The sequence below is a fragment of the Aestuariibacter sp. GS-14 genome, assembly GCF_006494365.1.
GTDB lineage: Bacteria > Pseudomonadota > Gammaproteobacteria > Enterobacterales > Alteromonadaceae > Alteromonas > Alteromonas mangrovi.
In genome coordinates, this window is record NZ_VHIP01000001.1 from 438,615 (window position 1) to 453,588 (window position 14,974).

15 protein-coding genes are annotated in these 14,974 nt (G+C 47.7%); 4 read left to right on the plus strand and 11 right to left on the minus strand.

The window, feature by feature from the left end; genetic code table 11:
• Nucleotides 1-21: 21 nt before the first annotated feature.
• The 8 genes from rseP to rpsB form a co-directional block, all read right to left on the minus strand.
• Entirely contained in the window at nt 22-1,377 is a 1,356-nt protein-coding gene (gene rseP, locus FJ444_RS01890; RefSeq protein ID WP_140956208.1) for a sigma E protease regulator RseP, read from the minus strand.
• On the minus strand, nt 1,378-2,556 hold the full coding sequence (gene ispC, locus FJ444_RS01895; protein WP_140956209.1) for a 1-deoxy-D-xylulose-5-phosphate reductoisomerase: 1,179 nt from the start codon (nt 2,554-2,556) through the stop codon (nt 1,378-1,380). It abuts the gene before it with no gap.
• Nucleotides 2,556-3,419: a phosphatidate cytidylyltransferase gene (locus FJ444_RS01900; protein ID WP_140956210.1), complete on the minus strand. Its 864-nt coding sequence runs from the start codon at nt 3,417-3,419 to the stop codon at nt 2,556-2,558. The genes ispC and FJ444_RS01900 overlap by 1 nt, the downstream gene beginning before the upstream one ends.
• A gap of 46 nt (nt 3,420-3,465) precedes the next feature.
• Nucleotides 3,466-4,251, minus strand: a complete 786-nt coding sequence (uppS, locus tag FJ444_RS01905; RefSeq protein WP_140956211.1) for a polyprenyl diphosphate synthase — start codon at nt 4,249-4,251, stop codon at nt 3,466-3,468.
• Nucleotides 4,252-4,259: 8 nt separating this feature from the next.
• On the minus strand, nt 4,260-4,817 hold the full coding sequence (frr, locus tag FJ444_RS01910) for a ribosome recycling factor (protein ID WP_140956212.1): 558 nt from the start codon (nt 4,815-4,817) through the stop codon (nt 4,260-4,262).
• A gap of 18 nt (nt 4,818-4,835) precedes the next feature.
• The gene (gene pyrH / locus FJ444_RS01915; protein WP_140956213.1) at nt 4,836-5,579 is read right to left on the minus strand and encodes a UMP kinase; all 744 of its coding nucleotides are present in this window, start codon (nt 5,577-5,579) and stop codon (nt 4,836-4,838) included.
• A gap of 190 nt (nt 5,580-5,769) precedes the next feature.
• Nucleotides 5,770-6,642, minus strand: a complete 873-nt coding sequence (gene tsf, locus FJ444_RS01920; RefSeq protein ID WP_140956214.1) for a translation elongation factor Ts — start codon at nt 6,640-6,642, stop codon at nt 5,770-5,772.
• Between the two features lie 117 nt (nt 6,643-6,759).
• A complete protein-coding gene (gene rpsB / locus FJ444_RS01925) occupies nt 6,760-7,491 on the minus strand; it encodes a 30S ribosomal protein S2 (protein WP_140956215.1) in 732 nt (243 codons plus the stop codon).
• 363 nt (nt 7,492-7,854) lie between these two features.
• Here rpsB and map point away from each other — a divergent pair, with 363 nt between their 5' ends.
• From map to dapD, 3 genes are all read left to right on the plus strand, one after another.
• Nucleotides 7,855-8,649, plus strand: a complete 795-nt coding sequence (map, locus tag FJ444_RS01930) for a type I methionyl aminopeptidase (RefSeq protein ID WP_140956216.1) — start codon at nt 7,855-7,857, stop codon at nt 8,647-8,649.
• A gap of 113 nt (nt 8,650-8,762) precedes the next feature.
• Nucleotides 8,763-11,405: a [protein-PII] uridylyltransferase gene (gene glnD / locus FJ444_RS01935; protein ID WP_140956217.1), complete on the plus strand. Its 2,643-nt coding sequence runs from the start codon at nt 8,763-8,765 to the stop codon at nt 11,403-11,405.
• A complete protein-coding gene (gene dapD / locus FJ444_RS01940; RefSeq protein WP_140956218.1) occupies nt 11,402-12,226 on the plus strand; it encodes a 2,3,4,5-tetrahydropyridine-2,6-dicarboxylate N-succinyltransferase in 825 nt (274 codons plus the stop codon). Before glnD ends, dapD begins: the two co-directional genes overlap by 4 nt.
• A gap of 94 nt (nt 12,227-12,320) precedes the next feature.
• Here the strand turns inward: dapD and FJ444_RS01945 are convergent, their stop codons facing one another.
• The 3 genes from FJ444_RS01945 to FJ444_RS01955 are packed head-to-tail and all read right to left on the minus strand — an operon-like array spanning nt 12,321 to nt 13,868.
• Complete coding sequence (locus FJ444_RS01945) at nt 12,321-12,767, minus strand: flavodoxin domain-containing protein (RefSeq protein WP_140956219.1); 447 nt, start codon at nt 12,765-12,767, stop codon at nt 12,321-12,323.
• A 13-nt stretch (nt 12,768-12,780) separates the two neighbouring features.
• Nucleotides 12,781-13,554 carry a pseudouridine synthase gene (locus FJ444_RS01950; protein ID WP_140956220.1) on the minus strand — a complete coding sequence of 258 codons (774 nt, stop codon included), beginning with the start codon at nt 13,552-13,554 and terminating at the stop codon, nt 12,781-12,783.
• A complete protein-coding gene (locus FJ444_RS01955; protein ID WP_140956221.1) occupies nt 13,551-13,868 on the minus strand; it encodes a YqcC family protein in 318 nt (105 codons plus the stop codon). The genes FJ444_RS01950 and FJ444_RS01955 overlap by 4 nt, the downstream gene beginning before the upstream one ends.
• Nucleotides 13,869-13,928: 60 nt before the next feature.
• On the opposite strand from FJ444_RS01955, the gene FJ444_RS01960 reads away from it, so the two are divergent.
• Nucleotides 13,929-14,972 (plus strand): DUF3549 family protein, encoded by a 1,044-nt coding sequence (locus FJ444_RS01960; protein WP_140956222.1) that lies wholly within the window; start codon nt 13,929-13,931, stop codon nt 14,970-14,972.
• Nucleotides 14,973-14,974 lie beyond the last annotated feature (2 nt).

A 14,974-nucleotide genomic window follows, 5' to 3' on the forward strand; every position in this document is an offset into this window, starting at 1 on the left:
TCTTGCTAACGACTGACTCGGTTAAGACAATCGCGTTATGTCGTTAAAGATGGCGATGCTCATGATCGTAAACAACAGCATGGCGCCAATCTTAAATCCCCACTCCTGTATCTCTTCGGATACTGGCTTTCCTGTTAGCCATTCGATGGTGAAGTACATTAAATGCCCGCCGTCCAACATTGGCAGGGGTAATAAATTTACAATACCCAGATTCACACTGATTAATGCCAGGAAACTCAGGAAATACACCAGACCGTATCCGGCACTGTTTCCCGCCCCTTGGGCAATAGAAATAGGACCGCTTAAATTTTTCACCGATACATCACCAGTGATCAGCTTGCCTATCATTTCAATGCTCAGCGTCATTAAACGCCAGGTTTTATCAACGGCTTTACCCATCGCATCCAACACACCGTACTGGTGAGTAAATACGTACCCTTCTGGCCATGCCTCTGCATAAGGACTCACGCCCAGATAGCCATCCTGCCCTTCCGGCGTATCGCGGCGCCCAATTGTGGCAGAAAGGTCATAGGTTTGACCAGCCCTGTTTACACTTAACGTAACTTGCTGACCAGGGCGTTCTTTTACAAATGCCACCAAACTTTGCCAGTCATTCACTGCTTCGCCATTAAGCGCCAGGATAGTATCACCAACCTGAACCCCTGCTGACTTGGCAGCCGAGCCTTCGCCTACATACGCAACGTTAAGCGTTGCTGCAGGTGTAAACGGGGTAATACCAACACTGCGTAAAGGAGACTCCGATTCTGAATCAAAGTTCCATCCGTCAAGCATTAACTGGCGCTGAAATGTCATTCCACTGGTATTTTTTACTATAACCGGCATGGTAGCATCGCCAACATGAGAGATCAGTTCAAAGTTAACTGCCTCCCAATCCGGCGTGCTTCTGTTACCCACCTGTATAATTTCATCACCGGCAGTCAATCCAGCCTGAGCTGCAATACTTTGCGGTGCAATTTCGCCAATGACCGGCTTAACGGTACTGATGCCTATTAAAAACATCACATACAAAGCGATAGCCGCAAAAATAAAGTTTACGCCGGGCCCAGCGGCAATAATTGCCATGCGCTTTGCTACGCTCTGACGATTAAATGCCTGGGAAGATAACTCAGCTGGTACGTCATCCACCCGCTCATCAAGCATGCGAACATAACCGCCTAACGGGATGGCCGCTACCACAAACTCGGTGCCATTACTGGCTTGTTTACGCCACAATGGTTTACCAAAGCCAATCGAAAAACGCTTTACGTAAACACCACACAAACGCGCCACATAGTAGTGACCCCATTCGTGTACGGCAACTAATATACCCAGTGCAACAATAAACGCACCAGCGTTACGTAAAAACTCAAATACCACTTAATTATCCCCGACTAACGCCAGTGCAGCCACACGGGCTTGCCTATCCAGCTCTCGAATTTGTTGGATTGAAGAAACCTCAGTTGGTTCAAACCGATTTAGAATTTCTTCATTAATTTGCGCGATTTGGGTAAAACGTATGCGATTATCCAAAAAGGCCTGCACCGCGATTTCGTTTGCGGCATTCAATCTTGTAGTGGCGGATTGCCCTACGCGACAAGCTTCGATTGCCAGATAGAGATTAGGGTAACGGGTACGGCACGGTGTGGTAAAACTCAAATCGGCCAACGTAGCAAAATCCAGTGGTGCCACGCCTGCATCAATGCGTGTTGGATACCCCAATCCGTAAGCAATGGGTGTCCGCATATCCGGGTTTCCCAGTTGCGCCAACACAGAGCCGTCAATATATTGCACCATTGAGTGAATAGTACTTTGAGGATGCAGTACTACCTGGATGTCATGTTGCGCAAGGCCAAACAACCAGCATGCCTCTATAAACTCCAGCCCTTTGTTCATCATGGTGGCGGAATCGACAGATATTTTACGCCCCATACTCCAGTTAGGATGGGCACACGCTTCAGCGGGCGTAATGGCGTCAAAGGTACTCAAATCGCGCTGGCGAAACGGGCCTCCTGAACCGGTGAGTAAAATCTTACTAATACCGGCAGCGTCTAGTTCACCATAACGAAAATCGGCAGGTAAACACTGAAAAATAGCATTGTGCTCACTATCAATTGGCAAAATAGTGGCTTTAGACTGCTTTGCGGCCTCAATGAATAACGCGCCAGACATCACCAGCGACTCTTTATTGGCCAACAGTACGCGCTTGCCGGCTTTTACTGCTGCCAATGTGGGCTCCAGGCCCGCAGCACCAACAATCGAAGCCATTACGGTATCGACCTCTGCGGCCGATGCGACCTCTTCCAAGGCCCGTTGGCCTGCCAAAACTTCTGAACTTATTTCATATCGCTGAGCAAGTTCGCAGGCAGCAGCATAATCCTGCTCATCAGCAACAACAACATAGCGGGCATGATATTGCTTGGCCTGTTGAATCAGCTTTTCAATCTGGCGATGACCTGTAATTGCAAATACACGAAACAGTTCAGGATGACGCTGAATAACATCAAGTGTACTGTCACCAATAGAGCCCGTGGCCCCTAATATAGTAACGGTTTGCATTACGCCATCCAGGTAACAAAGCAGTATGCAAAGACTGGGAACGCTGCCGTAAGGCTGTCTATGCGGTCAAGCAACCCACCGTGACCGGGCAAAATACGGCCGCTGTCTTTGATGCCCGCGCACCGCTTAAACATACTCTCATTCAAATCACCCATGGCAGATACACCTACGGTTAAGCCACCAATAAGCAAATGGGGCCAAATCCGCGTAGACTCTACCTGATAGTGCAATGCTGCAAAGGCAATAATGGCAAATGACGCCATTACCCCACCAAACAATCCTTCAAACGTTTTCCCGGGTGAAACATTGGGGCGCAACTTGTGACGACCAAATTTTACACCTACGAAGAACGCGCCAATGTCGGCGGCCCACACAATACCCAGTACATAGAAGATTAGTGACGCGCCATAGAATGCATCTACTTCATATAATCTGGCGCGCAAGGAAACAACCGCCACCCAGGTGGGAATGAGTGTAAGCACGCCAAACAAACAGCGGATCATCCAACTTGTTTGCCAAAACTTGGAGTAGCGGGGATAGGCAATGATCATCGCGAGGGATACCAGCCACCACAAACAGGCTACCGATAAAACCCAATGGTAAATGGCGTTCAATTTGCCCTGATACCAAATCATATTGGTATCAACCAGGCTAATCAGCCCAAGGCAAACCGCTAATAACACCAATAAAAAGGCCACTTTGTGTGGGCGCTTCGGCAAGCCAGACATATTCGCCCATTCATAGCCGCCCAAAGCGATAACAGCGGCAATGGCGTACTGAAATACGTCTAATGGCAAAAACAGAATAGCCAGAATAGCAAGAGGCGCCAGGATGAGCGCCGTAATGATGCGTTGCTTTAGCATAAGGAAAGTCTTTCGTAAGAGATTGTCATGATGCGAATGAAGGCGTTCACCCTACAACCTCTTCCGCTTCGACTTGTTCACCGATCAAACCAAATCGACGCTGGCGTTCACTGAAGTCTTTAACTGCAAGATAAAACTCGTCTTCGTTAAAATCCGGCCACAACACATCAGTAAAGTACAATTCCGCATAAGCGCACTGCCACAACAGGAAGTTGCTGATGCGGTGTTCACCACCTGTTCGAATCAACAAGTCGAGTTCAGGCAAGCCTTTGGTAGACATATATTGATCAAATGCCGCTTCGTCTATATCCGCTAACGACATATTACCAGCAGCGGCATCCTGAGCCATTTGCTTAGCTGCGTGCAGTATATCCCAGCGACCACCGTAATTGGCGGCAACATTCAGGACTAAATCCTTGTTGTCAGAGGTTAATTCCTCTGCTTTGCGGATTTTAGACACCAACTTGTCGTCAAAGCGGCTCAGATCGCCCAGCACCTGTAAACGCACACCGTTTTTGTTCAGGCGCTTGGCTTCTTTATTTAATACCAGATTAAATAAATCCATCAGCACGCTGACTTCTTCTTCCGGACGCTTCCAATTTTCGCTGCTGAACGCAAATAAGGTGAGTACCTGAATATTGCTTTGACGAGCAAAACGCACCGCAGCACGCACTGACTCAACGCCAGCACGATGACCAAAGGTTCGAATTTTTCCTTTTTTCTTTGCCCAGCGACCGTTGCCATCCATGATAATGGCAACGTGCTTTGGCACCTTTAACGACGCGAGACGATCTTGTCCCGCCGTTGCGATGTCATTCTCCGATGGCTGCATAATGGCAATTACACTTCCATCAATTCTTTTTCTTTGTCTGCCAGCATGACATCCACGATTTTAATGAATTCATTGGTCAGTGTTTGTACATTCTCTTCGCCTGCACGACTTTCGTCTTCACTGACTTCCTTCTCTTTAAGCAAATCCTTGATGTCGCTGTTAGCGTCGCGACGGATGTTACGAATCGCAACACGTCCTTGCTCAGCTTCGTTACGCACTACACGGATCAAATCTTTACGACGCTCTTCGGTCAGTGGCGGAAGAGGAATGCGAATAGTAGTCCCTGCGCTCATTGGATTTAAGCCCAGACCAGACTGCATAATGGCTTTTTCTACTGCCTGGATCGCGCTCTTATCGAATACAGTTAACGCCAGCGTGCGGCTATCTTCGGCTACCACGTTCGCCACCTGACGCAGCGGAGTATCAACGCCGTAATAAGATACCTGAATCCCATCAAGCAACGCTGGGTGTGCACGACCCGTACGAATTTTGCTTAACTGGCTTTTCAGCGCACTAATACTTTTTTCCATGCGCTCACGCGCATCTAATTCAATTTCATCAATCACGGTTATATTCCTGTTTTTTTATTTTTCGACACTGTCGCTGTGCGTAATCAGTGTACCTTCAGGTTCACCCATCACTACCCGTTTCAGGCAGCCCGGCTTATTCATGTTAAATACGCGTATTGGCAGGTTGTGGTCACGAGCCAGTGTAAACGCCGATAAATCCATTACTTTCAGTTCCTTTTCCAGCACTTCCTGGTAAGACAACTGAGCATACATTTGCGCTTCGGGGTTTTTCACCGGGTCATCGTTGTATACGCCATCTACTTTGGTAGCTTTTAACACTGCGTCAGCTTCTATTTCGATACCGCGCAAACACGCTGCTGAATCAGTGGTAAAAAACGGGTTACCTGTACCGGCGGAGAAAATCACTACCCGGCCAGATTTCAGCAAGCTAATTGCTTCTGCCCAATTGTACGCGTCACACACCCCATTAAGAGGAATAGCAGACATCAGACGGGCATTTACGAATGCGCGGTGCAAGGCGTCACGCATGGCAAGACCGTTCATCACTGTTGCCAGCATCCCCATGTGGTCACCTACCACGCGGTTCATGCCAGCTTTTGCCAGTCCTTCTCCGCGAAACAGGTTGCCACCGCCGATAACCAGCCCCACCTGAACGCCCAACTCGACCAATTCTTTAATTTCCTGCGCCATGCGGTCAAGTACTTTGGGATCAATACCAAAGCCTTCTTTTCCCATAAGCGCTTCACCACTCAGTTTAAGCAGTATGCGTCGGTAGGCGGATTTTGGTGCGATGCTCATTGTTATAGTTTCCTCTTGATTCGGCTTGGGTCATAGTTCGCAGTACAAATTATGAACCAAACCGACTAAATCGGTCGTTACGTCACTGTGCGGCACAGCAGCCATGGTGGCTTACTTATAAAAAAGCACCCCCGAAGAGGTGCTCGTAAGTGTATCCGACATTGGCCGAATGCAAAAGTCAAACCGCTAATTATTTCTTAGCAGCTGCCATTTGCGCAGCAACTTCTGCCGCGAAGTCTTCAGTTTTCTTCTCGATACCTTCGCCTACTTCGAAACGTACGAAGTTGATTGCGTCTGCGCCCTTGCTCTTCAGCAGGTCACCAACAGACATTGAAGGATCTTTTACGAAAGGCTGACCAGTCAGGCTGATTTCGCCAGTGAACTTGTTCATGCGGCCAGAAACCATTTTCTCAGCGATGTCAGCAGGCTTGCCAGACTGCATTGCGATTTCGATTTGGATGGCCTTTTCTTTCTCTACAACTTCAGCCGGAACCTGTTCAGGCTTAACGAATTGAGGTACAGAAGCAGCAACGTGCATTGCTACGTCTTTTGCCAGGTCTTCATCACCACCGTCCAGGATGGCCAGTACACCAATGCGCGAACCATGAGTGTATGCACCCAGGTTGTTACCTTCTACTGTCAGTACACGACGTGGAGAGATGTTTTCACCGATTTTGGCAACCAGTGCATCACGTACGTCGCTTACTACGCCGCCTTCGATTTCAGAAGCATTCAATGCTTCGATGTCGCTCAGGCTGTTGGCGAATGCCACTTCGATTAATTTGTTGCCGAAAGCCAGGAAGCTTTCGTCACGGGCTACGAAGTCAGTTTCACAGTTCAGTTCAAGAATGGTCGCTTTACCACCTTCAACTTTAGTCAGGATTACACCTTCAGCAGCGATACGGCCTGCTTTTTTGGCTGCTTTTGCCTGACCTGACTTACGCATGTTTTCGATGGCCAGTTCGATGTCACCATCGGTTTCTACTAACGCTTTTTTGCAATCCAGCATGCCGGCGCCAGTACGTTCACGCAATTCTTTTACAAGTGCTGCAGTCACTGCCATTTTCAATTCCTCAGCAATAATTTTAAATTTAAGTTTAAAAGGGGCGATTGCCCCTCTTAGATAATTCGATTGTTAAGCAATGACCCCGAAGCAGTTGCCTCAGGGTCACAAAGCAAATTACTCTGCTGCTTCAACGAAGTCGTCTTGTTCAGCTTGTACTTCCAGGTTGTTTTCACGACCTGAATTTACTGCGTCAGCCGCAGCGTTTAAGTACAATTGAACTGCACGGATTGCATCGTCGTTACCAGGGATGATGAAGTCAACACCGTCTGGATTTGAGTTGGTATCAACTACTGAAACTACTGGAATACCCAGGTTGCGGGCTTCAGTGATTGCGATGTGCTCGTGATCTGCATCGATAACGAACAATACATCTGGCAAACCGCCCATGTCTTTAATACCACCCAGGCTGCTTTCCAGCTTTTCCATTTCACGCTGAAGCATCAGCGCTTCTTTTTTGGTCAGCTTTTCGAAAGTACCATCCTGGCTTTGTTGCTCAAGCTCTTTCAGACGCTTGATTGACTGACGAACAGTTTTCCAGTTGGTCAACATACCGCCCAACCAACGCTTGTTTACGTAGAACTGGTCACATTTTTGTGCCGCTTCTTTCACTGCATCACCAGCAGCACGCTTAGTGCCTACGAACAGTACTTTACCTTTCTTGGCAGATACGCCAGACAGGAAGTTCAGTGCGTTGTTGAACAGTGGAACCGTTTTTTCAAGGTTGATGATATGAACTTTGTTACGAGCACCAAAGATGAAAGGCTTCATTTTTGGGTTCCAGTAACGAGTTTGGTGACCAAAGTGCACGCCGGCTTTCAGCATGTCACGCATAGATACGTTTGCCATTGATTTTTCCTCAATTGGGGTTAGGCCTCCATACACCCCTTATATCGATCCGCAAGCGGACACCCCGATACGCAGTAACAGTGTATGTGTGTGTTTAAATTAAGTTTATACTCTTGAGTGTTGCAGCACTGTGACAGCACTGAAACCACATCCGAAATACGGATATTTTCAAAAGCGCGCGCTTTATACCACAAAGCCTCAAAAGACTCAAGAAAACCGGTCAAATTGTACGGATAACAGCGTGTACAACTATACAGGCGCAGCGGTATTCGTTACCATAGCCGCTCATTAACCTGCCCTCATCAAAACAAACAGGGCAGATTATCCCATTTTTTATGATTTGCCAGATGAAAGAGGATTCGGGTGGCTGCAATTATTAAAACCGCTGAAGAAATCGAAAAAATGCGTGTCGCAGGTCGTCTTGCGGCAGAAGTGCTCACCATGATTGGCGATTACGTCAAAAAAGGGGTAACCACTGACGAGCTCAATACGATTTGTCACGATTACATAGTTAACCAGCAGCAGGCTATCCCGGCCCCGCTGAACTACGGGCATCCGCCATTTCCCAAATCGATTTGTACGTCGGTAAATTACGTGATTTGCCATGGTATTCCGTCTGATAAAAAGCTCAAGGACGGCGACATAGTGAACATCGACGTTACCGTGATTAAAGATGGCTATCACGGCGATACTTCCAAGATGTTTATTGTTGGGAAACCCAGCATCATGGCTGAGCGCTTAATTCGCGTAACCCAGGAATGTCTTTACAAAGCCATTCAACAGGTGCGTCCAGGCATGCGCCTTGGCGATATTGGCCACATTTGTCAGTCGCATGCAGAAGCTCACGACTATTCGATTGTGCGTGAATATTGTGGTCACGGTATTGGTGCAGGCTTCCACGAAGAACCACAAATCGTGCATTATGGCCGTCCTGGCACTGGTGAAGAATTGGTGCCTGGAATGTGCTTTACTATCGAACCGATGGTGAATGCGGGCAAACGACATTCAAAGGTTTTGCCTGACCAGTGGACCGTGGTCACTAAAGACCGCAGTCTGAGCGCTCAATGGGAGCATACCTTATTGGTAACGGAAGACGGCGTTGAAGTGCTGACACTTCGCGAAGAAGAAGCACTCCAGCGCGTTTATCATCATTCTTAGTTACTTTACGGCCCGTAAATCCCCCGGTTTACGGGCTTTTTCTTGCCAGGTCAGCGCAACGGCTATTTTCATTACCTGGCAGTTAACCCTGAAGTCAACAAGTGGGTAGCCTAGTGAATTTACAACAGTTATGTGACAGCGTATCAACACTGGATTCTGTAGACGATATAAAAACCATAAAAGGTTTAGTGCAAAACAGCTATGATTGGCTCACGTCTTCTTTTAACCAGGCCCCCATTGATACGCTGGTAACCGGGCGCGCTACTTTCATCGATAGTTTGCTTCAGCGCTTGTGGCAACTGTACGGACTCACCGACATCAAACACCTGGCTCTGTGCGCTGTGGGCGGTTATGGCCGGGGTCATTTGCAGCCTTATTCTGATATCGACCTGCTGATTGTCAGCAAAAAGCCGTTGAAACCTGAGGTAAAAGAAAAAGTAGGCAGATTTATCACGTTACTGTGGGATATACGCCTCGACGTAGGCCAGTCGGTAAGAACAATTAAAGAAACGGTTAAGCTGGCCAAAGACGATATTTCGATTGCCACAAACCTGGTGGAAAGCCGGTTATTATGCGGTTGCAACGAGACTTTCAACGACCTGTGGCACGCTGTAAACGTGAAAAGTAGTTGGACTAGCCAGGCCTTTTTTACCGCCAAATATGAAGAGCAGCTTGCCCGTCACGCAAAATTCAACGGTACGTCTTATAACCTCGAACCCAACATAAAGGAAAATCCAGGCTGTTTACGGGACATTCAGTCGATTGGCTGGGTAGCTAAGAAACACTTTAAAGAATACGACGGGTGGAACCTGGTTGGGCATGGCTATTTTACCGAACAGGAACACGCTGAACTGATTGAATCTCGCATGGCATTGTGGCGTATTCGCTTTGCCTTACACATTGTGGCAGGTCGCAGTGAAAACCGCTTGTTGTTCGATTATCAGACCGACGTTGCGCGCATGCTGGGATATGGCGAGGAAAACAAAACCGCCGTCGAAAAAATGATGAAGGCTTTTTTCCGCACTGTAAGAAGAGTAAGCGAACTAAACCAATTACTGCTGCAACGTTTTCGTTATGACATGCTCAATCAGTCTATTCGCAATAAGCAGCCCATTAATAGTGACTTCTGTTTATCTGACGGGCGGATTTCGCCGGTACACGAAAATGTCTTCCCAACGCCTGAGGCCATTTTAGACTTTTTGAAGGTAATAGCAGATACCCCCGCCACTGTAGGCCTGGATACAGACTGTATTCGACAGCTACGCAATGCACGCCGACGTTTTCAAAGTGCTTATTACGTTGAGCGAGATGCTTGCCGGGCGAAGCTCATCGAATTATTCAGACATCCGCACTTTTTTGATTTTGCCTGGGACGTCATGCATCAGTACGGTATTTTGCAGTCGTACCTGCCCCAGTGGGATCACATAGTCGGTATGATGCAATTCGATTTATTCCATGCCTACACTGTTGATGAACATACCCATCGCCTGGTTAAACACGTTAATCATTATTTTTCAGCCAGCAATATAGAATTCCCGCGTTGCGGCCGAATTGTAAAAGAATTAGATAAACCCGAGTTACTGTATATCGCCGCTATCTTCCACGATATCGCCAAGGGTCGTAACGGCGATCACTCAACGCTGGGAGCCAGAGACGTAGCAGAATTTTGCAAGGCCCATCATATTGATGAAACTGACGCTGAACTGATCGCCTGGTTAGTAGAACACCACCTGCTGATGTCGGTAGTAGCGCAGCGCCGCGACATTTACGATCCTGATGTTGTGAATGACTTTGCAACCGCAGTACGCAGCCATAATCATCTCAATTTACTCTATGCGCTAACTCTTGCAGATATTCGCGCAACGAATGACAATCTGTGGAACGACTGGAAATCGTCGCTGCTCAGAGAGCTATACCTGATGACCCAAAAGGCATTAGACAACGGTTTGCAATGTGGCATTACAATGCAGGAGCGCGTCGAGCAACACAAAGAAAAAGCACTCGCCTTGCTATTGAATCAAGGTGTTAGCAATGATGCACTGGTTGCTTTATGGTCACGCTTTGAAGACGACTATTTTGCCCGCTTCCGTCCGGAGCAAATTGCCTGGCATTCCCAGGAAATTCTCTCGTTTAAGCCGGGTGAAGACGATACGATCATGCTGATCAAAACCAACAATACCATTGCCAAAGGTGGAACAGAATTACTGTTGTACGGTAAGGACCGCCCAGCGCTGTTTGCACAGGTTGCTTCAGTGCTGGATAGTCGCAACTGCACGATTCGCGATGCGCATATTGCGGTCACCCGCGACGGGCAGGTATTTGACAGCATGTTAATTCTGGAAAACGACGGTTCGCGTATCGACAGTGAGTCCCGAATGCGTTCTATTGAAGCGGCGATTGCCGATCAATTATTAAAACCTGGCAGAAGCCATACAAATACGCGTAAACTATCGCGTCAGCACAAGCAACTTAATGTACCGGTAAAGGTGCGTTTTTATTCGGCACAGGACGATGCCACCCTGATAGAGTTGGAAGCACTGGATGCGCCTGGAATTTTGGCAAAAGTAGGCCATGCTTTTGTCGATTGTAAACTCACATTAAAATTAGCCAAAATTGCCACCATCGGTGAACGCGCCGAAGACGTGTTTATCGTCAGTAATGAGCAAGGTAAAGCCCTGACGCCGGAAGAACAGACTGCGCTTAAAAAGCGCATATTGTTTAAACTTGATCAACTTGAAGATATCAACATACCATGACTGAATTAAAAGCCATTATTGAAGCGGCCTTTGAAGACCGCGAGAACATTACTCCATCAGCCGCCCCTGCCAACGTTAAGCAAGCGGTAAGCGATGCTATTGCCCTGTTAAACAGTGGCGAAGCGCGTGTAGCAGAGAAAATTGCCGGCGAATGGGTTGTGCATCAGTGGCTGAAGAAAGCCGTACTGCTTTACTTCCGTTTGCATAACAATGGCGTAATGGAAGGTGCAGAAAGCCGTTTTTACGACAAGGTTCCGCTAAAATACGCGAATTATACTGCTGAGCAATTCGCCGCCGAAGGCGTGCGTATTGTGCCACCAGCTGCCGTCCGTACCGGTTCGTTTGTAGGTAAGAACGTGGTGGTAATGCCTTCTTACGTTAACATCGGCGCCTACGTTGGTGAAGGCTCTATGGTAGACACCTGGGCAACCGTAGGTTCATGTGCGCAAATCGGTAAAAACGTGCATCTGTCAGGCGGTGTGGGTATCGGTGGTGTATTAGAACCGCTGCAAGCTAATCCAACTATCATTGAAGACAACTGCTTCATTGGTGCACGCTCTGAAATTGTTGAAGGTGTCATTGTTGAAGAAGGTGCCGTCATTTCTATGGGTGTTTACATTGGCCAAAGTACCCGTATTTATGATCGCGAAACTGGCGAGATCCACTACGGTCGCGTACCTGCAGGTGCAGTAGTTGTACCCGGGAACCTGCCAAGCAAAGATGGTAAATACAGCCTGTATGCCGCCATTATTGTGAAAAAGGTAGATGCGAAAACACGCGCAAAAGTAGGCATTAATGCCCTGCTGCGCGGCGCGGAATAATCCCGTCATCCAGTAATAAACCACACATAAAAAATCCACCGTGACGGTGGATTTTTTGTATGCATTAGTAATACGCTCGTAAGGTTCTTACACGTTACGCCAGCTTGTTAACAAAGCCTTTTAGCCATTCAATAACGTCAGCTTCGGGTTCCAGCGTTTCCATCGCATCCACTTCCAGCATATCGGCGATGCGTTTACCCTGTAACTCTGTTAACAGTTCCTGCCACTGTCTGCCAGCACCACAGAAAGAATCACCGTAACTACTGTCACCTAATGCAGCAACCGCGAAGGGTTTGCCATCCAGCAGCGGGAAAGCGGTGCGTAATTCATCAAAGGTGAATTCCAGATTGGGCGGAATATCGCCCGAACCGGTAGTAGATGTGATCACCAGTAATCCATCCGGATCGGTAATGTCAGTGACACTCGCATCGGTGAACACCACCGCATTGATACCTTCTGAAGACAGAAACGTTTGCACAGACTCCGCTACACTCTCGGCATTACCGTATACCGAACCTACAATAATATTTACTGTCGCCATTTACTTACCTTTTTCACAGACTCCAGGTTAAAAACGGTTGCCAGCTTACCAATAACTCATGCATTTCGCTATCGGGTTGGCACGTAATAGAAAGCCATTGGCGGCTTATTGGATGATAGAACCCCATTTGAGTACACACCAGCATAAGTCGCTGACAATGAAAGGTATCTCTCAAAAATTGATTTTGCCGCCCATCGCCATGAGTGGTATCACCTACAATAGGATGGCGCAAATGAATAAGATGACGACGCAACTGATGCTTGCGTCCTGAATAGGGCCGCAATCCAACCCAGCTGTAGCGCGCTGTTTTGTATCGCCCAACCTCGAAGGGCAATTCATAGTATGCCAACGGCCAGTAATCTGTGTGAGCTGACTGAGGTTCGACGGCCTGGGTCCGATTCGCATCCGCCATTTTGTCCCATCGGTATTTTAATGCGTAGTCGACTGTGCCATGTGCCTTAATCAATCCGCGAACCAATGCACGGTATTCTTTTTTCATCCCATGAGCCATCATTTGTGCATTCATCAGGGATGCCGTTTCACTTTGTAACGCAAACAACAATACACCTGCAGTGGGACGGTCCAGGCGGTGTAAAGGAAACACATGCTGACCGAGTTGATCTCGCAGTATCTGCACTGCAAAGCGCGTTTCATGTTTATCAATAGGGCTTCGGTGAACAAGCAATCCAGCTGGCTTATATACCGCCACCAGCCACTCATCCCGATATAGAATTTGCAGGGTTTCCTGATGATTTTCGGGCGTTGTGGGTACTAACGATTCGCTCATGCCTGCTCACTCCAGCTATCCAGCTCACCCAGTATGCGTTGCACTTCTGCATACCGGCTTCCCCAAACTATTTCCGCAACCGGCTTGATCGCCATCACAGGAACGGATATCTCTGGCGTAGCTAGCAGCGATTGCATGCGCGGTAAGAAAATAAATTGCAGCCATTGTTCCAGTGCCAGCGTATCGCAGGCAAAGGGTTGCTGGCTGGCCAATGCACTGGCGGATGGGGTTTCACTCCCCCATAATCCGGAATCCTGTAAGGCATTTTCTAACGCTTCCAGCAATAGATTCCCCCGCTTTACTGCATCTGTCATTACGCCAACCTCCAATGCCTGTTAAACTAGCGGTTATCTGAAATAGTATGAATTTGAAGCATGAATTCACAAGACATCCACTCTTTGAGTGAGTTTCTGCTACACGCAGGCACGGATTATCGCATTTTTGACCTTGGACGGGGAGTCTATCCGGTCGATTCGCAAACCTTTCTGGATATTGAGAACGGAAAAATATGCCCTCCTCATCCCCGACAACAACACGCCTGGTTCGCCGTGGTATTTTGGAAAACCAATAAGCATGCTCATCGCTACATTTGGTTTGTAAAATTGCCATTGGATGAACAAGGGTTATTAATTCAGGCTTCTCGCAATCATTTTTTGCAGATCATTGTTGACGCGCTGGGCAATCAGATTACCGGCGATGGCAAGCAGGAGAAACTGCCTGACAACCCATATACCTTTACCCCGGGCCAGCAGCAAATGGCGCAGTTTTCTGCCCTCACACGGCATCTGTTGAATGATCCAAAACACCAGGGAGTTGAAAACGTATTGCATTATTTGCAGACCCCCAGTGTAATTGACTGGCAACAATTGCCAGTGCAAGCCATCGCCGATGCGATCATGGACATAAGTGACGCAACTGCTGACATCATTATTTCGCAACTTGATCAGTACAGCCAACCTTTCATTGATACCCTATTAAGCAGCCTTGAGTGCGTGTCATTGCCACAAAAACTCACACAGTTTTTTTGTGATAAGGCAATTGAATGCAGTGTAAACGATTCACCAGGTACGTTACTTGGCTTTCTTCGCGCGGTGAGCCAGCCCACGTTTTCTCCAACAGTTAATCACTGCATTAATCGGGTCTTCGACAATATCAAACAACCTGATATAGATTTACTAAGCGTTATTGCTGCCCGACATGTTGCTCAACTGGATCTATTAACTGCGCAACGTTTTTTAGAAATTGCAGCGAAGGCCGATGCTGCTGGCAATTATCAGCATCAGTTGTTTATTGGCTTATTTACCGACTTAGTTCAGATCCCCGCACTGCGCAGGACTTTACTCATTCTAGCCAGAGCACATCAGCATAACCCGGACATGAAAGATGCTCTGGCAGCGCTATTTCAACAGGCAGGATAACA